31 protein-coding genes are annotated in these 24,939 nt (G+C 70.4%); 11 read left to right on the top strand and 20 right to left on the bottom strand.

The genetic code is table 11. From position 1 onward, the window contains the following. Positions 1-218 precede the first annotated feature (218 nt). Positions 219-1,079, bottom strand: a complete 861-nt coding sequence (locus ACIQU3_RS12760) for a GntR family transcriptional regulator (RefSeq protein ID WP_403743721.1) — start codon at positions 1,077-1,079, stop codon at positions 219-221. A 181-nt stretch (positions 1,080-1,260) separates the two neighbouring features. Here ACIQU3_RS12760 and ACIQU3_RS12755 point away from each other — a divergent pair, with 181 nt between their 5' ends. Next, entirely contained in the window at positions 1,261-1,443 is a 183-nt protein-coding gene (locus ACIQU3_RS12755) for a hypothetical protein (RefSeq protein WP_403743723.1), read from the top strand. 36 nt (positions 1,444-1,479) lie between these two features. On the opposite strand, the gene ACIQU3_RS12750 is transcribed toward ACIQU3_RS12755, so the two are convergent. Together ACIQU3_RS12750 and ACIQU3_RS12745 are read right to left on the bottom strand one after the other, a co-directional pair. Next, on the bottom strand, positions 1,480-2,202 hold the full coding sequence (locus tag ACIQU3_RS12750; RefSeq protein ID WP_403924792.1) for an HAD family hydrolase: 723 nt from the start codon (positions 2,200-2,202) through the stop codon (positions 1,480-1,482). 29 nt (positions 2,203-2,231) lie between these two features. Then, complete coding sequence (locus ACIQU3_RS12745) at positions 2,232-3,122, bottom strand: winged helix-turn-helix domain-containing protein (protein ID WP_403743727.1); 891 nt, start codon at positions 3,120-3,122, stop codon at positions 2,232-2,234. 147 nt (positions 3,123-3,269) lie between these two features. Between ACIQU3_RS12745 and ACIQU3_RS12740 the strand changes: the two genes are divergently transcribed. Then, entirely contained in the window at positions 3,270-3,458 is a 189-nt protein-coding gene (locus ACIQU3_RS12740; RefSeq protein WP_031143363.1) for a hypothetical protein, read from the top strand. Positions 3,459-3,494: 36 nt separating this feature from the next. Here the strand turns inward: ACIQU3_RS12740 and ACIQU3_RS12735 are convergent, their stop codons facing one another. The 3 genes from ACIQU3_RS12735 to ACIQU3_RS12725 form a co-directional block, all read right to left on the bottom strand. Then, positions 3,495-4,409 (bottom strand): winged helix-turn-helix domain-containing protein, encoded by a 915-nt coding sequence (locus ACIQU3_RS12735; protein ID WP_403743731.1) that lies wholly within the window; start codon positions 4,407-4,409, stop codon positions 3,495-3,497. Between the two features lie 285 nt (positions 4,410-4,694). Next, positions 4,695-5,960: a GNAT family N-acetyltransferase gene (locus tag ACIQU3_RS12730; RefSeq protein WP_403743734.1), complete on the bottom strand. Its 1,266-nt coding sequence runs from the start codon at positions 5,958-5,960 to the stop codon at positions 4,695-4,697. An 88-nt stretch (positions 5,961-6,048) separates the two neighbouring features. Further along, positions 6,049-6,681: an aerial mycelium formation protein gene (locus ACIQU3_RS12725; RefSeq protein WP_403743737.1), complete on the bottom strand. Its 633-nt coding sequence runs from the start codon at positions 6,679-6,681 to the stop codon at positions 6,049-6,051. A 211-nt stretch (positions 6,682-6,892) separates the two neighbouring features. On the opposite strand from ACIQU3_RS12725, the gene dtd reads away from it, so the two are divergent. Then, positions 6,893-7,318: a D-aminoacyl-tRNA deacylase gene (dtd, locus tag ACIQU3_RS12720; RefSeq protein ID WP_030242984.1), complete on the top strand. Its 426-nt coding sequence runs from the start codon at positions 6,893-6,895 to the stop codon at positions 7,316-7,318. 19 nt (positions 7,319-7,337) lie between these two features. On the opposite strand, the gene ACIQU3_RS12715 is transcribed toward dtd, so the two are convergent. Genes ACIQU3_RS12715 through ACIQU3_RS12705 form a run of 3 tightly spaced genes read right to left on the bottom strand, consistent with a single transcriptional unit; the run spans position 7,338 to position 9,378 of the window. Next, positions 7,338-8,303, bottom strand: coding sequence for a YgfZ/GcvT domain-containing protein (locus ACIQU3_RS12715; protein ID WP_403924787.1), 966 nt, complete (start codon positions 8,301-8,303; stop codon positions 7,338-7,340). Between the two features lie 10 nt (positions 8,304-8,313). Next, positions 8,314-8,751 carry a Fur family transcriptional regulator gene (locus ACIQU3_RS12710; RefSeq protein ID WP_398734608.1) on the bottom strand — a complete coding sequence of 146 codons (438 nt, stop codon included), beginning with the start codon at positions 8,749-8,751 and terminating at the stop codon, positions 8,314-8,316. 51 nt (positions 8,752-8,802) lie between these two features. Next, entirely contained in the window at positions 8,803-9,378 is a 576-nt protein-coding gene (locus ACIQU3_RS12705; RefSeq protein ID WP_234845565.1) for an FABP family protein, read from the bottom strand. A 217-nt stretch (positions 9,379-9,595) separates the two neighbouring features. Between ACIQU3_RS12705 and ACIQU3_RS12700 the strand changes: the two genes are divergently transcribed. Then, on the top strand, positions 9,596-9,958 hold the full coding sequence (locus ACIQU3_RS12700) for a DsrE family protein (protein WP_403743742.1): 363 nt from the start codon (positions 9,596-9,598) through the stop codon (positions 9,956-9,958). Here ACIQU3_RS12700 and ACIQU3_RS12695 read toward each other — a convergent pair. From ACIQU3_RS12695 to ACIQU3_RS12655, 9 genes are all read right to left on the bottom strand, one after another. Next, positions 9,952-10,329: a VOC family protein gene (locus tag ACIQU3_RS12695; protein ID WP_403743746.1), complete on the bottom strand. Its 378-nt coding sequence runs from the start codon at positions 10,327-10,329 to the stop codon at positions 9,952-9,954. The genes ACIQU3_RS12700 and ACIQU3_RS12695 overlap by 7 nt on opposite strands. A 37-nt stretch (positions 10,330-10,366) precedes the next feature. Then, the gene (locus ACIQU3_RS12690) at positions 10,367-10,627 is read right to left on the bottom strand and encodes a DUF3099 domain-containing protein (RefSeq protein ID WP_403743748.1); all 261 of its coding nucleotides are present in this window, start codon (positions 10,625-10,627) and stop codon (positions 10,367-10,369) included. 86 nt (positions 10,628-10,713) lie between these two features. Continuing rightward, entirely contained in the window at positions 10,714-11,001 is a 288-nt protein-coding gene (locus ACIQU3_RS12685) for a DUF1416 domain-containing protein (RefSeq protein ID WP_003991226.1), read from the bottom strand. Positions 11,002-11,040: 39 nt separating this feature from the next. After that, on the bottom strand, positions 11,041-11,886 hold the full coding sequence (locus ACIQU3_RS12680; protein ID WP_403743751.1) for a sulfurtransferase: 846 nt from the start codon (positions 11,884-11,886) through the stop codon (positions 11,041-11,043). 137 nt (positions 11,887-12,023) lie between these two features. Then, positions 12,024-12,104, bottom strand: coding sequence for a putative leader peptide (locus ACIQU3_RS12675; protein WP_350310325.1), 81 nt, complete (start codon positions 12,102-12,104; stop codon positions 12,024-12,026). A gap of 279 nt (positions 12,105-12,383) precedes the next feature. After that, positions 12,384-13,121: a DUF2993 domain-containing protein gene (locus ACIQU3_RS12670; protein WP_403924784.1), complete on the bottom strand. Its 738-nt coding sequence runs from the start codon at positions 13,119-13,121 to the stop codon at positions 12,384-12,386. A 163-nt stretch (positions 13,122-13,284) separates the two neighbouring features. After that, positions 13,285-14,412, bottom strand: a complete 1,128-nt coding sequence (locus tag ACIQU3_RS12665) for a hypothetical protein (RefSeq protein ID WP_403924781.1) — start codon at positions 14,410-14,412, stop codon at positions 13,285-13,287. Between the two features lie 2 nt (positions 14,413-14,414). Then, positions 14,415-14,669, bottom strand: a complete 255-nt coding sequence (locus ACIQU3_RS12660) for a MoaD/ThiS family protein (protein ID WP_234845559.1) — start codon at positions 14,667-14,669, stop codon at positions 14,415-14,417. A 38-nt stretch (positions 14,670-14,707) separates the two neighbouring features. After that, positions 14,708-15,559 carry an alpha/beta hydrolase gene (locus ACIQU3_RS12655; protein ID WP_403743759.1) on the bottom strand — a complete coding sequence of 284 codons (852 nt, stop codon included), beginning with the start codon at positions 15,557-15,559 and terminating at the stop codon, positions 14,708-14,710. A gap of 172 nt (positions 15,560-15,731) precedes the next feature. On the opposite strand from ACIQU3_RS12655, the gene ACIQU3_RS12650 reads away from it, so the two are divergent. From ACIQU3_RS12650 to ACIQU3_RS12630, 5 genes are all read left to right on the top strand, one after another. Then, positions 15,732-16,520 (top strand): response regulator transcription factor, encoded by a 789-nt coding sequence (locus ACIQU3_RS12650; RefSeq protein WP_403743761.1) that lies wholly within the window; start codon positions 15,732-15,734, stop codon positions 16,518-16,520. A gap of 128 nt (positions 16,521-16,648) precedes the next feature. Further along, positions 16,649-17,671, top strand: a complete 1,023-nt coding sequence (locus tag ACIQU3_RS12645; RefSeq protein WP_234845557.1) for a LacI family DNA-binding transcriptional regulator — start codon at positions 16,649-16,651, stop codon at positions 17,669-17,671. 124 nt (positions 17,672-17,795) lie between these two features. Beyond that, the gene (locus ACIQU3_RS12640; protein WP_403924778.1) at positions 17,796-18,815 is read left to right on the top strand and encodes a S1C family serine protease; all 1,020 of its coding nucleotides are present in this window, start codon (positions 17,796-17,798) and stop codon (positions 18,813-18,815) included. Positions 18,816-19,082: 267 nt separating this feature from the next. Next, the gene (locus ACIQU3_RS12635) at positions 19,083-19,820 is read left to right on the top strand and encodes a response regulator transcription factor (protein ID WP_403924775.1); all 738 of its coding nucleotides are present in this window, start codon (positions 19,083-19,085) and stop codon (positions 19,818-19,820) included. Beyond that, complete coding sequence (locus ACIQU3_RS12630) at positions 19,817-21,286, top strand: sensor histidine kinase (protein ID WP_403743766.1); 1,470 nt, start codon at positions 19,817-19,819, stop codon at positions 21,284-21,286. Before ACIQU3_RS12635 ends, ACIQU3_RS12630 begins: the two co-directional genes overlap by 4 nt. Before the next feature lie 39 nt (positions 21,287-21,325). On the opposite strand, the gene ACIQU3_RS12625 is transcribed toward ACIQU3_RS12630, so the two are convergent. After that, positions 21,326-21,526, bottom strand: a complete 201-nt coding sequence (locus ACIQU3_RS12625) for a DUF397 domain-containing protein (RefSeq protein WP_403924772.1) — start codon at positions 21,524-21,526, stop codon at positions 21,326-21,328. Continuing rightward, entirely contained in the window at positions 21,523-22,344 is an 822-nt protein-coding gene (locus ACIQU3_RS12620) for a helix-turn-helix domain-containing protein (RefSeq protein WP_403924769.1), read from the bottom strand. Before ACIQU3_RS12620 ends, ACIQU3_RS12625 begins: the two co-directional genes overlap by 4 nt. A 128-nt stretch (positions 22,345-22,472) precedes the next feature. On the opposite strand from ACIQU3_RS12620, the gene ACIQU3_RS12615 reads away from it, so the two are divergent. Together ACIQU3_RS12615 and ACIQU3_RS12610 are read left to right on the top strand one after the other, a co-directional pair. Further along, positions 22,473-22,748, top strand: coding sequence for a hypothetical protein (locus ACIQU3_RS12615; protein ID WP_403743774.1), 276 nt, complete (start codon positions 22,473-22,475; stop codon positions 22,746-22,748). A 79-nt stretch (positions 22,749-22,827) separates the two neighbouring features. Next, positions 22,828-24,903: a pectinesterase family protein gene (locus ACIQU3_RS12610; protein WP_403743777.1), complete on the top strand. Its 2,076-nt coding sequence runs from the start codon at positions 22,828-22,830 to the stop codon at positions 24,901-24,903. Positions 24,904-24,939 lie beyond the last annotated feature (36 nt).

Here is a 24,939-nt window from a genome sequence, read left to right as displayed (position 1 = left end):
AACGGTAGGTTCGCGGTCGGTGCGGCGCACGGCGGAGTGCGCCATCACGGGTGGTTTGCCACTCGTCCGCATGAGCGTGCGCGAGCTTGTTCGATGGCAGCCGGTCGGCCCCTTCCCATACGAACGAGGGCGAGCGTTTGACTCAATCGCTGCACGGTGCGGGAATGCTACACCCAGCCGCCCCCCGGCCCCCTCCTGTCTCCATAGGGCCTTTTCCGCTACTCGGGTCCCTCGGACAACAGGTCCCAGACGGAGCCGTACCACTTGCGCATGGTGTCCACGAAGACGGTGCCGGCCGAGTCCGGATCGCCGTCCTGCACGTGGTGCGTCAGCGTGGCACCGAGGCCCAGGACGTCGAGGGCCCGCAGCTGCTCCCCGCTGTCCAGCACCAGATCCCGCTCGACGATCTGGTACAGGCCGTGCAGCACCTCGACCCCGTTGATCACGTACAGCTTGAAGGTCGGCGTCAGGGGCGCGTGCCGGATGTGGAGCTCCACGGACGGAACCAGTGCCGCCGCCTTCAGGTCCCTCAGCACGTGGATCAGGGACTCGGTGCTCCGCCTGGTGATGGTCCGGAAACGGTCCCTCAGGCGGGGGGCGTCGGCGGCGTCGAGGGCTCGCGGATAGGGCAGCTCCAGCGACTCCGACGGCAGGAGGATGCGTAGGACGATGCGCTCGGGCGCGATCTCGCCAGAGCGGATCCGCTCGGCCTGCAGCCGGATGTGGACGTCCAGCGACTCGGACGTCAACGTGTAGACGTCCAGCGTGACTTCCTTCTGCTCGAACGCCGCGCTGATGAGCGGCCCGAGCCGTTGACTGCTCGTCGGCGAATGGATCCGCTGCGACTTGATCACCCGGGAGCCGCTCCCCTGACGGGATTCGATCCAGCGCTCACTCTTCAGCTCCGCGAGGACCCGCTGCACGGTGTCCCGGGAGACGCCGAACTCGTCGGCCAGCTCGCGCTGTGACGGCAGGCGCGAGTGCAGCGGGTAGCGGCCGCTTGCCATCCGCGCCCGCAGCTCGCCCGCGACGCGCTCGAATGATCTGCCGCCGCCCTCGCCGGTGTGCCCCTCACTCACACCGCGACCGTACCTCTTCCCCCACGTGGCCAAACCGCCTTCGGTCAACTGGGGCAGTCAACTTGGCCGCTGGTTAAGGGATCAGCAGCCCAGGGCAGAACCACTGTGCGGCAACCAGTCCAATTTGACTGCAAGTTGATCGCTCATCGGGAAGTGGTTCCGGGGTGGTTCTGGGGGCGCCATGAAACTCGCACAACTGCTGTCCGCACTCTTCGGTTTGACGTTCGAGAGCATGATCGAGACCCGCTACGGGCCCTCCGGCATGCTCTGCCTTTTCCTCCTCGGAGCCGGCCTGCGCACCCGGAACCCGACCTGCCTGCTCGTCGCCGCCGTCCTGCTGGGCCTGTTACTGGCCCGGTACTAGAGGCTCCTTCCACCGCGGAGATCCGTCAGAAGCCCCTCAGGGCCGACGCAGGCGCAGCAGCCGTAGCAGCGGCTCCAGGGAGTCCAGGACCACGTCGGCGCCGGCGGCCTTCAGGAGCTTGGCCTTTCTTCCGTTGCGCGCGTACCCCAGGAAGGGCACCCCGGCCCCCTCGGCCGCCTCGCGGTCGGACGGCGTGTCACCGATCATCAGGGCATCGCCCGGCGCCACCCCCATCGCGTTCAGCGCCCGGTTCAGACAGTGCGGATGCGGCTTCAGGTGGTGCAGTTCCCGGGTCCGGCCGTAGATGTGCGGGGCGAAGCAGTCGGCGAGGCCGCGCCCCGCGAGGTATTTGCGGACCACCCGGGGCGAGTTGTTCGTGGTGATGGCCAGGCGCGAGCCCACGGCGGCCCAGGTGCGGATCAGCGGGTCGGCGTACGCGGTCGGCCAGGCCGAGGACGCGGCTCGCAGCTCCTCCTGGGTGAGACGCTCCTCCAGCTCGGCGACGAGGTCGCTGCCGGGGTGACGGCGGTCCACGGCGCGCAGCACCACGTGCGGGTCGAGGGACTCCCGCTCGGTCTCGGTGAGCAGGCCGTGCAGGCCCCGGCTCTCCAGCCAGCAGACCAGGTCGCTCGCCACCCGCTCCGCCGAATGCCCGGCGAACAGGCGGCAGATGGGCCCGTCGAAGTCCCAGAGCACGACGCGCGCGCGTCCGGTCAGATCGCGGAGTTCGTACGGATCGTTCTCGGTCTCGATTGTCACCGCACCAGTCTGCGCCGTATCAGGAGTCACTAGGAGAGTGTCAGGTCGGTCGTGATGGTTTCCCAGAGGGCGTCGAACCACTTCTGGGATTCCTCCACGAACGCCGCGTCCCGCCGGCCGGCCCGCCGGGCGAAGGAGAAGAGCAGGGACTTCGAGCCCAGGACGTCGTACATGTCCAGCGTCCGGCTGCCCCACTCCTCCTCGCGTCTGGTCAGCATGTAGTAGCCCATCAGGGCCTCTTCGGCGTTGAGGAGGTACAGCTTCACCGGCGGGGTGAACGGCAGCGCCCGGAAGCGGACCCGGACGTCCATGCCGTGGGTGGAGCGCAGCGCGAGCAGGTTGTGCTGGAGGACCTGGCCCTGGGCGTTGCGCATGGCCAGCCAGCGCTGGTGGACGGAGTCGTCCTCGCCGTGGGACTCGACCGGGACGGGGAAGGCGAGTTCGATGTCGCGGGACGGGACCAGGATGCGGACGTCGATCGACTCGGGGCGGATGCGGCCCTCGTGGATCAGGCGCAGCGGCTCGCCGAGGGCGACCATGAGCGTCTCGGCGGTGTGGCAGACGACGTCGGCACGTACGGCCCGTGCCGAGAACGCCTCCACCAGGCGCGGGGCCAGACCCACCATGGTCGGCTGGGGCTCGCCCCGGGCGGGGGCCGGGGCAGCGACGCGCGGGGGGCTGCCCTTGCTGACGTTGGTGAGGAGACCGTCCTCCTGGAGGACCCGGAGGGCCTGGCGGACCGTGCCGCGTTCGACACCGAACTGCTCCGCGAGTTCCGCCTGGGTGGGCAGGCGGTCCCCCGGCTTGAGCTCACCGGCTCGGATGCGTTCCCGCAGGCTGTCGGCGATCTCCTGGGGCGATGACCTTTTGCTGCCGTTGACTGCCACGTTCTCCGCCACACTCTCCTGGGTCACGACCAAACGCTACAACTCTGATTTATCTGGCGGGAGTTGTTTGAAAGTTGTTTATGACTAGGGGCCAAGTGGGGACAACTTAATCAGAGTTGGTTGCCAACTTCTCGGAGTTGGCGGAAGTTTTGCTTCCGGACTTCCGAAGGGGGAACACCGATGCCCGCCCTCGCTCTCCTCTCCGCCGCCTTCGTCGTCGCCTTCGAGCAGCTCGTCCAGTGGAAGTACGGTCCGGCCGGCATCGTCGGCCTGATCCTTCTCACCGTGGGCGTCAAGGCCAAGAGCCCGGCCGTCAGCTCCGCGGGAGCGGTCGTGCTCGCACTGCTGATGACGGGGCCCGCCCGATGAGTCACCGCACCACCCCGGAACGACCCGTGGGAGACGTCAGCCCGTGAGTACCAGCTCCGAACTGATCGTCTCCCACAGCGCGTTGAACCACAGGTGCGACTGCTCCACAAACGTCGTGTCACGCAGCCCGGCGCCCTGCCGGAAGGCGAACAGCATGGACCGGGTGCCCTGGGCGTCGTACAGCGCCGGCTGCTCGCGGTCGGTATCGGCCTCCCGGCGCGTCAGCGTGTAGTACGCGAACAGCGCCTCCGTGCCGTTGAGCAGGTACAGCTTCACCGGCGGGGTGAAGGGCAGCGCCCGGAACGTGACGTGCACGTCGATGCCGTGCGTGGCGCGCAGGGCCAGCAGATTGTGCTGGAGGACCTGCCCCTGGGCGTTGCGCATCGCCAGCCACCGTTCGTGCACCCAGTCGTCGCCGCGCCCCTCGACGGGCACCGGGAAGGCCAGGTCGATGTCCCGGCTCGGCAGCAGCACCCGGACGTCGACCTTGGCCGGTTTCAGCCGCCCGGCGTGGATCTGACGCAGCGGTTCGCCGATGGCGAGCGTGAGGGAGACGGACGTCAGGCACACGGCGTCGATCTCGACGTGCTCCGCCGCGAACGCCTTGGCTATCCGCGGAGCGAGGGCCACCGTCGTGGGCCGCGGCAGCGCCTGTGGGCCGGTCAGCGCGCCGGCGGGATCGTACGCGACGGTCGCCGGGCTGCCCTTGGACACGTTGGTGAGCAACCGCTCGGACTGCAGGATGCGCAGCGCCTGCCGCACGGCACCGCGCTCGACCTGGAACTCGTGTGCCAGCTGGGCCTGGGTGGGCATGCGCGCACCCGGGCGCAGCGCCCCCGATCTGATGCGGGCACGCAGCTCCTCGGCCACCTCGTGATGGGTTCTCCGTGGCCGCCCCGACCTCTTCCGTCCTGGGACGGAACCGTCTTCCGGGTCCGATTCCGGGTCCACATCGGCACGGTACAACTTCCCGCCATCTTTGGGCAGTTCAGCGGAAGGTGGTTATGAGCCGCTTCCAGGCGGAGATAAGTACGGTGAAGTTGGTAGCCAACCTGAGGAACATGGTCACACCCTCAAGGCGGTTGGCCACCTGCCACAGGACTCCCATCCGGAGGGGAGCCGGGAGTCCCGCCCGGCCGGCACGGCCGCACGGCAACCACAACAGAACAGCTCGCTACGGATGCGGGTCCCAGCACACCAGCGGCCACCGCCGGCACACCGGCAGGAGGGAGCGGCTCAGAACATGTCCGGGCACCAAGGCCGCCTGGACGTACGCAGCAGGGCGTCGGCCTTCCGGGCGGCGCCCACTCGTTCCTCACGCACCCGTCCCAGCGCCGCCAGCCGCACCGCCGACTCGTCCCCGAGCCACAGCGCCGCCAACTCGCCCAACCCCAATTCGAGTTCCGCGCTCTGGGTGGTGGGCGTGCAGGACGCCCCCTCGGGCGAGGCCTCCAGCCGGTAGCGTCCGCCGGTCAGCCCGTCCACGCCGGCGACCTCCAGCACCAGCGTCCCCCGACCCTCGTACGTCCGCGCCTCAAGCGCCCGCTCGACGTCCAGGATGCGCACCCACAGCCAGTCGGCGAGCGTGGTGATCCTGGCCGCCCTCGGGTCGGGGAGAAGGTGCGGGAGCAGGTCGTCGGGCGCCCGCCGGCCGCTCTTCACCCGCACCACCCAGTCGACGGAGCACAGGTACTCCCACAGCGCGCGTTCCGCGGCCGGTGTCGTGCCGATCAGCCACTGCACGGTCGCCGTGTTCAACGGCTGCTTGGCGTCTCCCCAGTTGTCGTCCACCTCGTACGCGGCCATGCCCTGGACCTCACCGGACGCCGAGCGGTGGACGGCGAAGAAGGGCTGCTTCCACGTCGGATCCCAGGGCAGGGCGCCGGTGTTCGCCTTCCACCAGAACTCGTCGCGGTCGATGGCGCCCGGCCGGCCGCGGCGCATCCGCTCGTGCAGCTCGGGTCCGAGCTTGCGGACGTCCTCGCCGTCCACCAGGTCGATCCGCCCGCCGTCCGCCGGACCCGCCCACCGGGTGTCGAGGCCCGTGCGCGGCACGTCGACCGTCCACTCCGCCACCGAAGTCGCCGGCCCGAAGCCGTACCGGCCGTAGATCGGGTACTCCGCGGCGATCAGCGTCGCGACGACGTCCCCGCGGTCCTTCGCGGCCGTGAGATCCCGCGCCATCATGCGGCTGAGCAGTCCGCGGCGGCGGTGGGTGGCGGTGACCGTGACGCCCGAGACGGCGTCGGCCGGGACGACGGCACCGCCGACGGCCGTGAGCTCCTGGTCGAAGGAGCGGAAGGTCGCCACACATCGGCCCTGGTCGAAGGCTCCGAGGTAGCGACCCTCGATGAACCGCCCGCGCCGCCGGCCCTCGATCTCCTCCTCGGAAGGGGCCGGCGCCCGCAGGAAGCCGGTGTTCACGGCACGCAGCCAGTCGGCGAACTCGGCTTCGGCGATCGGGCGTATCTCGATGTCGTCGGCACGGGGCACGGAGGTCATGGATTCACGCTAGGCGGAGGGCCGACCGGTGTCGTCCGAATATCCCGCCCCCGGCCCTTCCCCCCCCCTCCCCGGCCCCCCGAGCCGCTCACACCAACAGGTCGTCGACCTGGGCCTCCCCTTCGCGGTAGCGGCGCGCGATCTCGGCACTGCACTCGTCGGCCGTGCGCTGGAGCCGCCGACGGCGCCGGGACACCTGCTGCTCGTGACGCTCCAGCCGCCCCATCGCCGTGTCCAGCTCCAGGTCCGTGCGCGCGCCCAGGTCGGACAGCTCGACCTCGGCGAGCATCTCCGCGGCCAGCTGCCGGCACTCCTCGCCCTGCGGGGTGCCCAGCGTGACGTGGCGGGCCGAGGAGCGGTGCCGGACCGGGCCGTCCCGCAGGATCTCCGCCAGCCGCTCCACCACCGACGTCTCCTCCGGCACGGCGGCGCGGGCCGCTCCCGCCGGGGTGCGCCGGGCCACCTCCGCGCGCAGGATGTCGATCCGCCCCTGGAGCAGCCGCCGCAGATAGCTGAGGTCCGCCTCGTCGCGCTGGGCCTCGCGGCGCAGCGTGCGCAGCTCGGTCAGGCTCAGCGCGGGCAGCTCGGGCGCGGAGCTGTCCGAGGGCAGCCGCGGGCTGTCCGTGCGCTGTGTGGGCGGCCGGTGGTACTCCGACGCGCCCATCCCCGTGTACGTCGACCGGACAGCCGCCTGCTGCTGTCCGGTGCTTGATGTGCTCATGTGCCTCAACCGTCCCCTCGACCGGTGTGTGCAAGCATCGTGCCACCCCGAGTGGCCGCTATGAGAACGAGTGCCCCCGATAGACCCCAGTTGGGCGGTATAGCGGCAAAATACGGCCGTGCAGGGGCTGTTGGCGTCCGCGCAAACCACCCTTTCGGGCCATCCGCCGACCGCGCGAGGCGCCGATGTCACCGCCCTGCATGATGGACGTATGCGAGCAGTGGTGCAGAGGGTGGACGGCGCGAGCGTCGTCGTGGACGGCGAGACCGTGGGTGCGATCGAGGGCGAGGGGTTGTGCGTCCTCGTCGGCGTCACACACGAGGACACCAAGGAGAAAGCGGCCCAGCTGGCCCGCAAGCTCTGGTCGATCCGCATGCTGCACGACGAGAAGTCGTGCAGCGACATCGACGCACCGCTCCTGGTGATCAGCCAGTTCACGCTCTACGGCGACGCCCGCAAGGGCCGCCGTCCCACCTGGAACGCCGCCGCGCCCGGTGACGTGGCCGAGCCTCTCGTCGACGAGGTCGTCGCCCAGCTGCGCTCCCTGGGCGCGACGGTGGCCACGGGCCGCTTCGGCGCGGCGATGAGGGTATCGCTGACGAACGACGGCCCGTTCACGGTGCAGATCGAAATCTGACCCGAAAGATCTACAAGTCCTACGGCTCGACGACGACTTCCTGGGCCGCGGCCGTGTCGCCGGCCACCAGCGGGGCGTCCACCGCCACATTCCGCTTCACCAGCGCGAGGGCGACCGGTCCGAGCTCGTGGTGGCGGGCCGACGTCGTGATGAAACCGACCTTGCGGCCGTCGGGGCCGTCGTCCGCCAGCCGGAGCTCCGTCCCGGCCGCGGGCAGGTGGACCTCGCTGCCGTCGAGGTGCAGGAAGACCAGCCGGCGCGGCGGCTTTCCCAGGTTCTGCACCCGGGCGACCGTCTCCTGCCCCCGGTAGCAGCCCTTCTGCAGGTGCACCGCCGAGCCGATCCAGCCCAGCTCGTGCGGGATGGTGCGGTGGTCGGTCTCGAAGCCCAGCCGGGGCCGGTGCTGCTCCACGCGCAGCGCCTCGTAGGCGAGGAGCCCGGCGGGCGGCCCGGCCTGCCCGGCGAACGACTCCAGCTCGGCGCGCGGCAGGAACAGGTCCCGGCCGTGCGGCGTCTCCCGTACGACGACGCCGTCCGGCACCTCGGCGATGAAACCGGCCGGGAGGTGCACGACGGCGATGTCGGCCGTCCGGTCGGCGACCTCGACCTTGTAGAAGAACTTCATCGACTCCAGGTACGCGATCAGCGCCTCCTGTGTGCCCGGCTCCACGTGGGCCCAGACCGTGGCGCCGTCGTCGACGAGGTACAGGGCGTGCTCGATGTGGCCGTTCGCGGAGAGGATCAGCGCCTCGGTCGCCCGGCCCACCGGGAGGTCGCTGACGTGCTGCGTGAGCAGCAGGTGCAGCCAGGCCAGCCGGTCCTCGCCGGTGACGGTGACGACCCCCCGGTGCGAGAGGTCCACGAAACCGGTGCCGTCGGCCAGGGCACGCTGCTCACGGAACAGGTCGCCGTAGTGGGCGGCGACACCTTCGTCCACGCCCTCGGCGGGGACGGCACCGGGCAGGGTCAGCAGGGGGCTCTTCATATCCGTAAGCCTACGACTCGGTAGTTGAAGCCTTGAGCGTGCAGTCCTCGCACCGGCCGAAGATCGCGAAGTGCTTCAGGTCGGTGTCGAAGCCGAAGGTCTGCCGCAGCTTGGCGGTGAACTCGGCGGCCACCGAGACGTCCGCCTCGATCACGTTCTGGCAGTCCCGGCACACCAGGTGGATGTGATGGTGCCGGTCCGCGAGGTGGTATGTCGGCGCCCCGTGCCCCAGATGCGCGTGGCTGACCAGGCCGAGCTCCTCCAGGAGCTCCAGCGTCCGGTACACCGTCGAAATGTTGACCCCCGACGCCGTCTTCCTCACTTCCACGAGGATGTCGTCGGGGGTCGCGTGCTCAAGGGTGTCCACGGCTTCGAGCACAAGTTGCCGCTGCGGGGTCAGCCGGTAGCCGCGCTGCCGCAGATCGCTCTTCCAGTCGGTGCTCACCACACCCAAGAGTCTAGGACCACTTGCACAGGACCGGTCGAGGAAGGCGTACGGCTACTTGAAGAAGGCGATGCCGTCGTCCGGCATGTCGTCGGGCAGGGCCTTGGCCCAGCGCTCGACCTCCTCCGGAGTGACGACCTTCTTCAGGTGGGCGGACATGTAGGGGCGCAGCTCGACCTCGGGGGTCTGCTTCTCGCCGACCCACATCAGATCGCTCTTGACGTAGCCGTACAGGCGCTTGCCGCCGGTGTAGGGCTGCGAGGCGGCCGTGCGGGCCACCGCGTCCGTGACGAGGTCGATCTGCGGCTTCTTGTCGGCCAGCTCGCCGTACCAGATCTCGATGACGCCGTCGTCGCGGGTCATCGTCACCTCGACCTTGCGGTCGGCGTCGATCCGCCAGTAGCCGTGCTCGGACTCCAGGGGGCGGACCTTGTTGCCGTCCTTGTCCAGCACCCAGCTGTGGGACTGGTACTCCAGGAAGTCCCGGCCGTCGTGGGTGAAGGTGACCTCCTGCCCGAAGTTGCACTTCTCGGAGCCGGGGAAGTCGTGCACGCCCGCGCCCGCCCAGTTGCCGAGCAGGAAGGCGAGCGGGACGAGGTCCTTGTGGAGGTCGGACGGGATCTCGATCATGGGAACTTCCTAGACGTGGGTCAGCGCTGGCCCTGGTACAGCTTCTTCACGGTCAGTCCGGCGAAGGCGAGGACGCCGACGGCGACCAGGACCAACAGGATTTCGAAGAAGATCTCCACGGGGTGCTCCTTGAGCGGGGGTGCGAACGGTTGCACAGGGCCGAGCCCAGCTTACGCGGGCCCGTTCGGCGCTTCGATTCCGGACTAGGCTTCCGGCTATGGCGAAGAAGCTGGTGATCAAGGTGACGGCGGGGGCGGACTCCCCCGAGCGGTGCTCCCAGGCGTTCACGGTGGCGGCGGTGGCCGTCGCCAGCGGGGTCGACGTCTCCCTGTGGCTGACCGGCGAGTCAGCCTGGTTCGCCCTGCCGGGCCGGGCCGCCGAGTTCGAGCTGCCGCACGCGGCTCCCCTGCCCGACCTGCTGGACGCCCTCCTCGCGGGCGGCCGCGTCACCCTCTGCACGCAGTGCGCGGCCCGCCGCGACATCACGGAGCAGGACGTCCTCGACGGCGTGCGGATCGCGGGCGCGCAGGTCTTCGTCCAGGAGGCCACGGCGGACGGGACGCAGGCGCTCGTCTACTGAGACGGGTCCGTGTAGAGGCAGAACGGGTGGCCCACCGGGTCCAGCAGAACCCTGACGTCGTCCTGCGGCTGGAGCTCTGCGAGCCGCGCGCCCTCGGCGACGGCCCGCGCGGTCTCCTGCTCCAGGTCGTCGACCTCGATGTCGAGGTGGATCATCATCTGCTGCCGGTCCGCGGCGCTCGGCCAGGCCGGCGGCCGGTAGGCGGGCTCGGTCTGGAACGACAGCCCCGTACCGCCGCCGGGCGGGCGGATGTGTACCCAGTCCTTCCCGTCCTGCCCGCACCACACCCGCCAGCCGGGCAGCAGCCGCAGGTAGAAGTCCGCGAGCTCGCGGGCGTTCGGAGCGTCCAGGACCGCCGCTGTCAGTCTCATGGGGCCGGGATACCCCGGAAGGGCGGGACGACGCCGCTCAGTGCGGCCGCTTCCTGCCGTCCAGCTCGTCCCACCAGTCGTCGGACTGGGGATCCCCGGAGGGGTCGTCCCACCACCGGTCCTCGGGGCCGCGCCGGTTCGCGACCATGGCCGCGACGGGCGGGATGACCATGGCGACCACACACATCCCGACGGCGACGGGAACGGACCACAGCCGCACCACACCCCAGGCCAGCACGAAGAGGCCGATGCAGAGGCCCATCATCGCGAAGTACGTGTGACGCCGGCGTGCGTACATGTCTCCAGCGTAGGTCCGCGCAGGCCGAAGGGCCGCACCCCAGGCGTCCAACCCGGGGGGTGCGGCCCTTCGAGGACCGGTCGCCGTCAGACGGCGATCGCGACCTCCGCCAGGCCGCCCTGCTGGGCGACGACCGTGCGGTCGGCGGTGGCGCCGGGCACGAGGGCACGGACGGTCCACGTGCCCTCGGCCGCGTAGAAGCGGAACTGTCCGGTCGCCGAGGTCGGCACCTCGGCCGTGAACTCGCCGGTCGAGTCCAGCAGACGGACGTAGCCGACCACGGGCTCGCCGTCCTTGGTCACCTGACCCTGGATGGTGGTCTCACCGGGCTTGATCGTCGAGGCGTCGGGGCCGCCGGCCTTCGCACCGCACATGTCGTACTCCTGAAGTCTGGAAAGGTCGGTCGGGGTTGCTTACTTGTTGGCGCCGAGCTCGATCGGCACGCCCACGAGGGAGCCGTACTCGGTCCAGGAGCCGTCGTAGTTCTTGACGTTCTCCACGCCGAGGAGCTCGTGCAGCACGAACCAGGTCAGCGCGGAGCGCTCACCGATGCGGCAGTAGGCGATGGTGTCCTTGGCCAGGTCGACGCTCTCCGCGGCGTAGAGCTCCTTGAGCTCGTCGTCCGACTTGAAGGTGCCGTCGTCGTTGGCGTTCTTGGACCACGGGATGTTGCGCGCGGACGGGACGTGGCCCGGGCGCTGGGACTGCTCCTGCGGCAGGTGGGCCGGGGCGAGCAGCTTGCCGGAGAACTCGTCGGGGGAACGCACGTCGACGAGGTTCTGCGAACCGATGGCGGCCACGACGTCGTCGCGGAAGGCACGGATGGAGGTGTCCTGGGCCTTGGCCTTGTAGTCCGTCTTCGGACGTTCCGGCACCTCGTCGCCGGGGACCAGCTCGCGGGCGTCGAGCTCCCACTTCTTGCGGCCGCCGTCGAGGAGCTTGACGCTGTCGTGGCCGTAGAGCTTGAAGTACCAGTAGGCGTAGGAGGCGAACCAGTTGTTGTTGCCGCCGTAGAGGACCACGGTGTGGTCGTTGCCGATGCCCTTGTCGGACAGGAGCTTCTCGAAGCCCTCCTGGTCGACGAAGTCACGGCGGACCGGGTCCTGGAGGTCCTGCGTCCAGTCGATCCGGATGGCGTTGCGGATGTGGTTCTTCTCGTAGGCGGACGTGTCCTCGTCCACCTCGACGATGGCGATGGTCGGGTCGTCCAGGTGCTCCTGGAGCCAATCGGCGTCAACCAGGACGTCGCTGCGGCTCATGCTTCTTCTCCTCCGGGGCAGTTACGGCGGGGCGTGCGAGGTCTGCAGGGCGCGCCCTTGAGGCAGGGCGGCGCACGGGTGCCCTTGGTGCGGGGCTGCGGGGATGCGCGCGTCGGCGCGACTGCCGACGCGATCGCTCAGAAGGTGCGACAGAGCATGGCGGCGACGCGGCACAGGTCTACTGCCCGCCGCTTCGTGAGGTCCGCCTGTCGCTTCATAGCGTCGATCGTAGGGACGGTTGGGCAGGCGTGTCACCGGTGTGTCGCATATTGAGACGCGATAATCCGCCATATGGGATCGAGAGACTGTCGAGCCGGTCACCGCACGGCCTCCGGCCGACCGTATCCACCATCACATCTACGCTACGGACATCGCCGTCTCGCCCACCGGACAGCCCTGGTCCGGCACCACGGCTGGCCCCCGCCGGAGGGCCGTCGCCGGCGGGCCCCCGCCGGAGGGCCCGCCACCCGGAGGGCCGTGGGCCGCCGTGCTTCCGCCTACCCGGCCAGCCGGACGTCGGAACCCTTCACCGTGATCTCGACGCCGTCCGGAGCGGCCTGGACCGTGTCCAGCTCGATGCCGCCGGGCAGGCCGTCGATCTTCTGCTGGAAGTCGGTGATCGCCCGGACGCGGTTCTCGGCGATGTCGACGCCGCCGAACCTGGGCAGGCCGTCGGCGTGCACGCGGACGGTGCCGTCGTCCACCTTCACCGAGCTGAGCACGGAGACCGGCTCGGGGAGCCTGGTGCCGAGGACCGTGGCCTCGACGGTGACCTTGATCTTGCCGTTGCCGCCGTCGGAGAGGCCCACGACGTTGGCGGTGACGCCCGGGGCGACCTGCGTGGGTTCGGACTTCGCCGTCTTCAGCAGCTCGTCGTAGGCGATGGTCGCGGTGCCGGTCGCGCTGGTGGCGGTGGCGGAGCTGTAGTCGCCGGAGAACTCGACGCCCTTCATGTCGGCCCGCAGATCGTCGATACGGATCTTCCGGCCGTCGTTGCCCGCGGCGGCCTCGTAGTCCTTGATGCCGACCTCGATGTCGTCCAGGGAACCGCCGGCGACCTGGGTGAGGAACGGGAAGCCCTTGATCGACACGTCGGGGGTGGACGACAGGTTCTCCGTCGTCTTCAGCCGGTCGGCGGCCTCGTCCTCGGCGAAGTTCACCGCGATGCGGTCGGCGATCACGAACAGCCCACCCAGGATCACGACGAAGATCAGCAGTATTCGCAGTGCGCGCATGCGGTGTGTCCCCCACCGGTCCGGTGCTTCGACGACCCGGTGGCCGTCCCTGGCGCGAGGGTAACGCCGAGGGGAAGGGGGACCGCGGAATTGTTGATCACCTGTGACAGGCGCGGAGGCCCGCCATCCGGGCCTCCGCGCCCGCGGACCTCCCGGGCCGCGGTTACGCCAGCGCCCGGCCCAGGACGTACACCGCCGGGGCCGCCGCGGCCAGCGGCAGGGCGACGCCCGCCGTGAAGTGGACGAAGCGGGAGGGGTAGTCGTAGCTCGCGACGCGGTGGCCGATCAGGGCGCAGGCGGCGGCGCCCGCGCCGAGGAGGGCCCCCGGGGTGCCGAGGCCCGTGGCCGACCCGGCCGCGATGCCCGCACCCGCCGCGGCGACGAGGGACACCACCACCGAGGCCGGGGTCGGCAGCGGCAGGGCCCGGGCCAGGACGGCCACCGCCACCCCGACCGCGCCCACGGTCACCGCGTCCGCCTCGGCCGCGAGGTATCCGCCGGCCACGATCGCCAGCGCCGAGGCGGCGACCGTCGCCATCAGCCCGTACATCCGCTCGTCCGGGTCGGCGTGCGAGCGCAGCTGCAGGACCAGCGCGAGCAGCACCCACACCCCGAGTGTGCCGAGGATCGCCGCCGGCGAGCGGTCCGAGGCCAGCAGCGCCGCGTCGGCGGCCAGCGCGCCCGCGAAGCCCAGCGCGATGCCCTGCCGGGCGGGCCACATGCCGTTCAGCCGGAACCAGCCGGCCGCCGTGACGGCCTGGAGGACGACCAGCGGCACGAGCAGCGCGTACGTCCCGACCGCAGCGGCACCGGCCAGCAGCAGCCCGAGCAGCGCCGTCAGCGCGGCCGGCTGCATGCCGGGCTCGATGATCGGGGAGCGCCCCTCCGCCCGGGCCCGCTGCGCGTCCGTGACGCGCGTGTTGCCACCGACGGTGGCGGGGCCGTAGCCGGGGGCGGAGGCGCCTGCGGCGTCGGCCGTGGCCGGGGCGTGGGCTTGGGCCGCGGGTGCCTGGTGCTGCGGTGTCGCGGGGTTCCGGGGGGACTGGGGCGGCCGGGGTGACCGGGACGACTGGGGCGTCAGGATCGCCGTCTCCGGGTCCGGCGCCTGCGCGGCCACCTGCCGGTGATTCTGCGTCTCCCAGGTCTGTCCCTGCCACTGCTGTGTGTACTGCTGAGCGGCGTGCGGGTCCTCGTACCCCTGGGGCCCCTGGCCGGGCCACGCCTGTGGCTGCTGCCCGTAGGGGTCGTAGCCGTCGTACGGCTGGTGGGGCTGGTTCGGCTGGTCGGTCATCGTCACCCTCCTGCGAACGGCGGGAGCACCTCGACCGTGCCGCCGTCGGCCAGCCGTACCGTCTCATGTCCGCGGGTGCCCACCGGGTCACCGTCCACGAGGAACGAGCACCGGCGCAGGACGCGCTCGAGTTCGCCGGGGTGCCGCTCGCGCACCCCGTCGAGCGCCTCGGCGAGCGTGACCGCCTCGTACGGCTCCTCGGCCACCCCGGCCGCGGCCTTGGCGGCGGCCCAGTAGCGCACCGTGACCTTTGGCATCTGCTTCCTCAATGAATTCGACGGTGAACCCCGTCAGGCTAGCCCGCCCGGGCGACGCCCCACTCCCCGATCCTGGCCAGCAGTTCGTCGCCCGTCGCGTGCTCGGCGTGCCCCATGCCCGGCTCCAGCCACAGTTCGCCCTGGTCACCGGCGGCCGCGGCCAGCATCCGCGGATGGTCGACGGGAAAGTAGCCGTCGGCGTCGCCGTGCACGATCAGCAGTGGGGTGGGGGCGATCCTCGGCACCGCCTGCACCGGCGAGAGGGGCACCGGGTTCCAGTCCCGGCGGTGGATGCGCGTGCGGAAGCCGTACCGGCCCACGATCCGCCCCTCGGGCCGGGTCACCAGCCAGTGCAGCCGCCGCATGGGCGCGGTCCCCCGGTAGTACCAGCGGGCCGGCGAGCTGACCGACACCACCGCGTCGGACTGCCCCGGGTGCAGCGCCGCGTGCCGGAGCACCACCGAGCCGCCCATCGAGAAGCCCACGGTCACCACCCGGGCGTGCCCGCGGCGGCGCGCCCAGGCCACCGTCGCCGCCAGGTCGAGCACCTCCCGGTCGCCGACCGTGGAGTGCCCGCCGGACGTCCCGTGCCCGCGGAAGGAGAAGGTGACCACGCCCCCGTACCGCGCGAAAGCCTGCGCGATCCGACGCACGTGCGGGCGGTCCACCGCGCCCGTGAACCCGTGGGCGACGACGAACACGGGATGAGCGGAAGGCGTCCCCGACGTGTCGTGCACGGCCGCTCCCGGCTCGTACAGGGCGTCGATCGCGACACCGTCGGACGTCCGCAAAAACGCCCGCGAAGACATCCGCACAGGCTTTCCCCCACTCGTCTCGGCATGCGGACGATCGGTGGAACGCGCCACATGACCTGCCCGACCGGAGCTCATGTGGGCTATTCTGCTGGACAGAGGACTCGGGCAGCGAAGCCCCCGGGTCCTTTTGTGCTTTCGGAAGCGTTGTATACGACGCGGGAAACCGCAGGTGTACGGGGCCTTCGGGATCGCAGAGCGGTGCTGTGCCAACAAACGTCCTCGCAGGGACCGAGGAGGAACCAGACGTATGAGTTCTCTGCTGCTCCTGACCAATGCCCTCCAGCCGTCGACGGAGGTGCTCCCCGCCCTCGGCCTGCTCCTGCACAACGTGCGTGTGGCGCCCGCGGAGGGACCCGCCCTCGTCGACACCCCCGGCGCCGACGTCATCCTCATCGACGGCCGCCGCGACCTGCCACAGGTCCGCAGCCTGTGCCAGCTGCTGCGCTCCACCGGACCGGGCTGCCCGCTCGTCCTGGTCGTCACCGAGGGGGGCCTCGCCGCCGTCACCGCGGACTGGGGCATCGACGACGTGCTGCTGGACACCGCCGGCCCGGCGGAGGTCGAGGCGCGGCTGCGGCTGGCCATGGGACGGCAGCAGATCGTCAGCGACGACTCCCCGATGGAGATCCGCAACGGCGACCTGTCGGTGGACGAGGCGACGTACTCGGCGAAGCTCAAGGGCCGCGTCCTCGACCTCACCTTCAAGGAGTTCGAGCTCCTGAAGTACCTCGCCCAGCACCCCGGCCGGGTCTTCACCCGCGCCCAGCTGCTCCAGGAGGTCTGGGGCTACGACTACTTCGGCGGTACGCGCACGGTCGACGTGCACGTACGGCGGCTGCGCGCCAAGCTCGGCCCGGAGCACGAGTCGCTGATCGGCACCGTCCGGAACGTCGGTTATCGATTTGTTACGCCGGAGAAGCCGGAGAAGATGGAGCGCGCCGCCGAGGAGGCGAAGGCCAAGGCGGCCAAGGCAAAGCAGGACACCGCGGACAAGTCGGCCGCCCCGGAAGCCGCCGGCGCCCGCGCCAAGGCGTAAAGAGGCGTATTGCCCCGCCGACCTGGGCATCGCTCCCCGCACAGGGTGTCCCGGACGGCAGTCGGGATATCGTACGGAACCTCCTTTACGCCCTGCCCACAGCCGGTATATCCGCGTAGACTCCGCGCGTGGCCAAGGTGACTCGGGATGATGTGGCGCGGCTGGCAGGGACTTCCACTGCCGTGGTCAGCTATGTCATCAACAACGGACCCCGGCCGGTCGCCCCGGCCACGCGCGAGCGTGTCCTCGCCGCGATCAAGGAACTGGGGTACCGGCCCGACCGGGTGGCCCAGGCGATGGCCTCCCGGCGCACGGACCTCATAGGCCTGATCATCCCCGACGCCCGCCAGCCCTTCTTCGGGGAGATGGCGCACGCGGTCGAGCAGGCCGCATCCGAGCGCGGGAAGATGGTCCTCGTCGGCAACACGGACTACGTGGGCGAACGCGAGGTCCACTACCTGCGGGCCTTCCTGGGCATGCGGGTCTCCGGCCTGATCCTCGTCAGCCACGCGCTCAACGACCTGGCGGCCGCCGAGATCGAGGCCTGGGACGCCCGCGTCGTGCTGCTGCACGAACGGCCGGAGGCCATCGACGATGTCGCCGTCACCACCGACGACCTGGGCGGCGCCGAGCTCGCCGTCCGGCACCTGCTGGAGCACGGCTACGAGTACGTCGCCTGTATGGGCGGCATAGCCGAGACCCCCGCGGTCGGCGACCCGGTCTCCGACCACGTCGAGGGCTGGCGCCGCGCGATGGACGACGCCGGGATCTCCACGGAGGGCCGTCTCTTCGAGGCCCTCTACAACCGCTACGACGCCTACCAGGCCGCCCTGAAGATCCTCTCCGGCCCCGAGCGCCCGCCGGCGATCTTCTGCTCCACCGACGACCAGGCGATCGGCCTGCTGCGCGCGGCGCGCGAGCTGCGGATCGACGTCCCCGGCGAGCTGGCGGTGGCGGGCTTCGACGACATCAAGGAGGCGGCCCTCGCGGACCCGCCCCTGACCACCGTCGCGTCCGACCGTTCCGCGATGGCCCGGGCGGCGGTCGACCTCGTCCTCGACGACGGGCTGCGGGTCGCCGGAGCCCGGCGCGAGCGGCTGAAGGTGTTCCCGTCGCGGCTGGTCACCCGGCAGTCCTGCGGCTGCGCGTAGCCTTCCGGCGGTGGACCGCGGCCTCCGGGCGACAGGCGGTCTTTATATCGGGCATACGAGGTTCTGTCGGGCTTCTCAGGGAGCACTCAGGAAGCTCTCATGGTCGGGCGACAAGCTCGCTTCCATGACCGAGAGCTTCCACCGCAGTGGCGAGTACGAGAACCCTTACGAGGGTCAGCAGCAGGCCCCGGTGAACCCCGAGTGGCCGCCCCCGCCGGCGTACGCCCCGGCGCATGCTCCGCATCAGCAGAAGCGCAACCGCGGCCCCGTCGCCCTGATCGCCGCCGTGGCGATCGTCGCGGCGGCGATAGGCGGCGGCACCGCCTACGGCATCCAGGAGCTGACCGGCGACGACACCGTCGCCTCCAGCTCCACCAGCACCAACGTGGTCCCCTCCAGCCAGAAGGGCACGGTCGCCGGGGTCGCCAAGGCGGTCAGCCCGAGCATCGTCGAGATCAGCGCCGACTCCAACGCGGGCTCCTCCACCGGCTCCGGCGTGATCATCACCAGCGGCGGCGAGATCGTCACCAACAACCACGTGATCGCCGGGGCCTCGCAGATCAAGGCGACGACCAGCGACGGCAAGTCGTACACGGCGAAGGTCGTCGGCACCGACAGCAAGAAGGACCTGGCGCTGATCAAGCTGGAGAACGCGTCCGGCCTGAAGGCGGCCACGCTCGGTGACTCGGCCGGGCTCCAGGTCGGCGACCAGGTCGTGGCGATCGGCTCCCCCGAGGGGCTGTCCGGCACGGTCACCAGCGGCATCGTCTCGGCTCTCGACCGCGACGTCACCGTCCCGACCGAGGGGGGTCAGGACCAGGGCGGGCAGCAGTGGGGGCAGGGCCAGGGGCAGGGCGACCAGTGGCCGTTCGAGTTCGGCGGCCGCCAGTTCAACGGCGACACCGGCTCCGACACGACGACGTACAAGGCGCTTCAGACCGACGCGTCCCTGAACCCGGGCAACTCCGGCGGCGCGCTGATCGACATGAACGGCAACATCATCGGCATCAACTCCGCGATGTACTCACCGGCCGGCCAGGCCTCCTCGTCCACCGACGCCGGCAGTGTCGGCCTGGGCTTCGCCATCCCGATCAACACCGTCAAGGCCGACCTCGCGAAGCTGCGGGCGGGGGCGACCGACTGAGTCCCGACCGGCTGAGCGGCGAGCACCGCGGGTCCTGCCGGTGGCGTACGCCCTGCACGCGCCGACGGGCCGGGCGGCAGAGGTCGCGTCGGCGGGCGGGCAGGCGCCCAGGAGGGCGGGCCGGCCGCCGGCCGGTGCAAGGCTGACCCGCCCCTGACGCGTCCCGCCCCCGGGCAGGCGTTCCGCCCGGCGCGGACGGCCGGCGTGGGACGCTGAGAGCGTCCGAGCAGCACCCTCGTCCCCCTTCACCCCCGAGGACCCCGACCCATGAGCCCCGCAGACGGCGACCGTGACCCGCAGCGCATCCTGATCGTCGACGACGAGCCTGCCGTACGCGAAGCGCTCCAGCGCAGCCTCGCGTTCGAGGGGTACGGGACCGAGGTCGCCGTCGACGGCGCGGACGCCCTGGACAAGGCGGCGGCCTACCGGCCCGACCTGCTGGTCCTCGACATCCAGATGCCGCACATGGACGGCCTGACGGCGGCGCGCCGCATCCGCGCCACCGGCGACACCACGCCGATCCTGATGCTCACGGCCCGCGACACGGTCGGCGACCGGGTCACCGGCCTCGACGCGGGCGCCGACGACTACCTGGTCAAGCCCTTCGAGCTGGACGAACTCTTCGCCCGCATCCGCGCCCTGCTGCGCCGCAGCTCCTACGCCGCCGCCGTGGGCGCGGCCGACCCGGCCGACGAGGACGCGCTCACCTTCGCCGACCTGCGCATGGACCTCTCGACGCGGGAGGTCACCCGGGGCGGGCGCCAAGTGGAGCTGACCCGGACCGAGTTCACCCTCCTGGAGATGTTCATGGCGCACCCGCGCCAGGTCCTCACCCGGGAGCAGATCCTCAAGGCGGTCTGGGGCTTCGACTTCGAGCCGTCGTCGAACTCCCTGGACGTGTACGTGATGTACCTGCGGCGCAAGACCGAGGCGGGCGGGGAGCCGCGGCTGGTGCACACGGTGCGGGGCGTCGGTTACGTGCTGCGGCAGGGCGGCGCCGAGTGAACAGGGCCGTACGCCGCTTCCGCGCCCTGCCGATCCGCTCCCGGCTGGCGCTGCTCGTCGCGGCGGCGGTGGCGTTCGCCGTGGCGGCGGTCTCGGTGACCTGCTGGTTCATCGTGCAGGGGAAGCTGTACGACGAGATCGACAACGACCTGAAGTCGTCGGTCGGGCCCTTGCGTTCGGGAGAGTTCCAGGAACTCACGGAGAGTTGCCGCCAGACGCCTTCCGACTCGCTGGGCATGGGGGCACGGCCCAAGACCTACGGACAGCTGGTCCACGCCGACGGCAAGGTGTGTCTCTTCCCGACGTCCACGACCCAGGTGAACGTCACCGGCGACGACAAGGCCGTGGCCAAGGAACCCGACCCGAACCAGGGTCACATCCGCGACGGCACGGACGACGAGGGCAACAGGCTGCGCGTCCTGACGACGGCGGTCGTCATCAAGGACGGGCCCCTGACCCAGGGCGTGGCCGCCGACTACTCCCTGGTCATCGCCCTGCCGCTCAAGGGAACGCAGTCCACGCTCAACGAGCTGGCCCTGATCCTCCTCCTGGTCTCCGGCGTGGGGGTCATCGGCGCCGGAGCCGCCGGCCTGGCCGTCGCGCGGGCCGGGCTGCGCCCCGTCGACAAACTGACCGAGGCCGTCGAGCACGTGGCCCGCACCGAGGACCTGCACATCCGCATCCCCGTGGAGGACGACAGCGAGGACGAGATCGCCCGCCTGTCCCGCTCCTTCAACTCGATGACGTCTGCGCTGGCCAGCTCCCAGGAGCTGCAACAGCAGCTCATCGCGGACGCCGGACACGAACTGCGCACCCCGCTCACCTCCCTCCGCACCAACATCGAACTCCTCACCCGCAGCGAGGAGACGGGCCGGCCCATCCCCGAGGCGGACCGCAAGGCGCTGCTCGCGTCGGTGAAGGCGCAGATGACGGAGCTGGCCGCGCTCATCGGCGACCTCCAGGAACTGTCCCGTCCCGACACGGGCCAGCACGGGGGCCGGACACAGATCGTCGCCTGGCACGACACGGTCGAGTCGGCGCTGCGGCGGGCACGGCTGAGGGGCCCCGAGCTGACGATCACGGCGGACGTCGAGCCCTGGTTCGTCCGCGCGGAACCCTCCGCGCTGGAACGAGCGGTGGTCAACGTTCTGGACAACGCGGTGAAGTTCAGCCCGGAGGGCGGCACGATCGAGGTCCGCCTGACCGGGGGCGTCCTCACGGTCCGCGACCACGGCCCGGGCCTCCCCGCCGAGGAACTTCCCCACGTCTTCGACCGCTTCTGGCGTTCCCCGAGCGCACGAGCCCTCCCGGGCTCGGGCCTGGGCCTGTCGATCGTGGCCCGCACGGTGCAGCAGGCCGGGGGCGAGGTCTCCTTGTCCGGCGCGGACGGTGGCGGCACGGTGGCGACGGTACGACTGCCGGGGGCATCGGTGCCTCCGCCGGAGAACCCTCCCACCTCGGCCTGACGCGTGTGGGCGGCCCGCTTTCGCAAGGTCAGCGCTCTGTCACGTGTTTCTGACGCCCTCGAGAAACGACACCCAGGGGCCCGCGGCGAACACGAGTATCGGGCCGTCAGGCCTCTTGCTGTCGCGGACGGGAACGATGCCGGGGTGGCCGTCGGCGACCTCCAGGCAGTTCGTGCCACCCCCGTCGCTGTAGGACGACTTGCGCCACGCGGCGGCGGTGTTGTCGGGGGCTTGGTTCATTCTCTGCACTCCTCAAGAAGGCGCTTGATGAACGCCGTCGACTCCACGGGAGTCAGCGCCGCGTCCCTGACGCGATCGTAGGACAAACGGATACGCATGACCTTGTCCGCTTCCGTGATCAACTCTCCGAAGCCAATTCCCTCCGTCCAGGCGACTGGATCACCACCACGCCGCCAGAACAGCCAGAGGTGGCTGTCCATCAAGTCGTGCACCCCGGCGCGGAAGGGCAACACCTGGATCGCGACGTTGGGCAACTCGGCCGCGTCCAGGAGGTGCGACAACTGCTCCGCCCACACCTTGCGGTCAGGGACAGAGCGCCGCAGAGCAACCTCGTCCAGGATCACCCGCACGTCCGGCGCCGATTCACGGCACAGCAACTCCTGCCGCCCCATCCGCGCAGCCACCTGTTCCTCGACTTCCTCACTGTTGCCTGCCGTTGTCTGGGCGCCTGACAACCCTGACAACACCGCCCGGGCGTAGTCCTCGGTCTGCAAGAGGCCCGGCACGCGCAGCTGGAACATCCACATGATCTGTGCTGTCGCCTCAAGGTCCATGAATGCCTTGTACTTGTCCTTGATGACCTCCCTGCGCGCGTTCCGCCACTCACGAACCAGCAGGTCAGCAGAGCCGTAGTAACTGTCCAGGTCCTCCATGACCGCCAGCTTGGACAGCCGGTCCCCCTTCTCCAGGCGGCTCAAGTAACTCTTGTCGTAGCCGGTCTCCTCGGACAACTGCCCCAGTGACTTGCCCGCCTGCTCCCGCAGGAACCTCAGCGTCCGCCCCAGGACCTCCCGCCCGCCGTCAACCACTTCTCCCACGTCACCCCTCCCCGTTGCCTGAGCGCCCGGACAACACCTGGCCTCTTCCGCAGCGTAGGGGCAAGTAGTGACGATGTGGGCACGAACGGTAATCACCGCTCGTCACACCCCACCCTGGAGGCTCACACGTGAGGCTGCTCCCCTGGACCGGCTCCGACGGCAGGCCCTGCTACCTCAGCACCGACGACCCCGACAGCCTGCTCTCCCGGCTCGCGGACGATCTGGAAGCCGCTCAACTGGCCTCCGCCGAGCAGGTCGTCGCCGGTGCCAGAGCCGTACTCGACGACCCCAAGGCCGCCGACCGCGCCGTGCGTTTCGCTCTCACCCGGGCAGTGGAATCCCTGACGGACGTGCTGCGGATCGCCCTCAGCCGCGGTCAGTCGCAGCCGCGCAGCGATCCATGACGGCAGACACCCCGGCAACCTTTCCCCGTGGGGCGGCGACTGGTCAGCGGTCATTCCCCCACACGGAACGGATCGCCGCATGAGTGAGCCGCGCAGCACAGCCCAGCACCGTCGCCGCAGAAGCCGTACCGCCCTGGCGGTCGGGGTCCCGCTGGCCCTGACCGCCGCCGGCGCCTTCGCCTACGGCGGTGACCTCGGCGTCCTGGGCTCCACCGCATGGCAGGCCTCCGCCGCCTCCGCCACCCCCTCCTGGGTCGCCGACACCGCCGACGGGTTCGCCTCCGTCAACTCCCTCGGGCAGAACGGGACGTACGGCGGGCGCGGTGGCCAGGTCGTCACCGTGAAGACGCAGGCCGAACTGGAGAAGTACGCCACCGCGACCCAGCCGTACGTCATCGTCGTCGCCGGGGTCATCGACATGAACCCCGTCGGCAGAGAGATCAGGGTGCAGTCCGACAAGACCATCGTGGGTCAGGGGACCGCCGGACACATCGTCGGCGGCGGGTTCTTCCTCGGCCAGGGCGTGCACAACGTGATCATCCGGAACCTGACCATCCGGGACGCGTACCAGGGGATCTGGAACGACAAGGAGCACGATTTCGACGCGATCCAGATGGACGGCGCCCATCACGTCTGGATCGATCACAACGACCTGCGGCACATGGCCGACGGGCTCATCGACGTCCGCAAGGACTCGACGAACGTCACCGTCTCCTGGAACAAGCTGAGCGACAACAACAAGACCTTCGGCATCGGCTGGACCGAGAACGTCAAGACCGACATCACGATCCACCACAACTGGATCCGTGAGACCGAGCAGCGCAACCCTTCCACGGACAACGCCGCCCACGCGCACCTATACAACAACTTCCTGGAGGACGCGCCGAACACGAGCATCGGCTCGTCGTACGGGAACTACTCGCGCGGCAAGACGAAGATGGTGCTGGAGAACTCCCGCTTCCAGGGCGTCAAGAACCCGGTGATCAAGGACAGCGGCGCGGCGATCGTGCAGCGCGGCAACGTCTTCTCCGGCACCGGCGGGCGCAACGAGAGCGGCGGGAGCGCCTTCGATCCGAAGGCCCACTACCCGTACACCCTCGACCGGGCCGAAGACCTCCCGGCGATCCTCAAGTCCGGTGCCGGGCCACGACCTTCCCTGGGCACCGCCACGGCCACCGCCTCCACCAGGGCCGCGGCCGCGACCACCCTCACCGTCGCGGCGGACGGCAGCGGCCAGTACCGCACCGTGCAGGCCGCCGTGAACGCCGTACCGGCGAACAACCCCTCGCGCGTGGTGATCGCCGTGAAGCCGGGCACGTACCGGGAACTGGTGAAGGTGCCCTCGAACAAGCCGCACGTCACCATCCAGGGCACCGGCGCCAGCCGCAAGGACACGACCATCGTCTACAACAACGCCTCGGGAACCCCCAAGCCCGGCGGCGGCACCTACGGCACCGGCGGCAGCGCCACCGTCGCCGTCGAGGCCGACGACTTCCAGGCGCGCAACCTGACGATCTCCAACGACTTCGACGAGAAGGCCAACCAGAACATCAAGGACCAGCAGGCCGTCGCCCTGCGGACCGCCGCCGACAGGGTGTTCCTCGACGGGATCATCGTCAGCGGGGACCAGGACACCCTGCTGCTCGACACCGCGTCCAAGGACCGGCTGGGCCGGGTCTACGTCGGCAACTCCTACGTCATCGGCAACGTCGACTTCGTCTTCGGCCGGGCCACGGCCGTCGTCGACAAGTCCGTGATCACGCTGAAGAAGCGCTGGAACGGCACTTCGGCCGGGTACGTCACCGCGCCGAGCACCGCGGCGAACCGCAAGGGTTTCCTGATCGCCAACTCCACGGTGAACGGTGACGTGTCGGCCGGGAGCTTCCACCTCGGCCGGCCCTGGCACGCCGGTGGGGACGCATCCCTCGATCCGCAGACCACGGTCCGCAACACCAACCTGAGCAACGCGATCAAGTCGACCCCGTGGACCGACATGAGCGGGTTCTCGTGGAAGGACGACCGGTTCGCCGAGTACGGCAACTACGGCGCCGGCGCGGGCAAGGCGAGCGCCGACCGGCCGCATCTGACCGACGCGCAGGCCGCGAACCAGGAAGTCGCGGACTGGCTCGCCGGCTGGACGCCTTCGGCGTCCTGAACGGCTCCCTTCCGGGTCCGGCTGACGAGCGGCGCC

Origin of the sequence: Streptomyces sp. NPDC101110 (genome assembly GCF_044759525.1) — a bacterium.
GTDB lineage: Bacteria > Actinomycetota > Actinomycetes > Streptomycetales > Streptomycetaceae > Streptomyces.
This window is presented reverse-complemented; position numbering and strand designations above follow the sequence as displayed.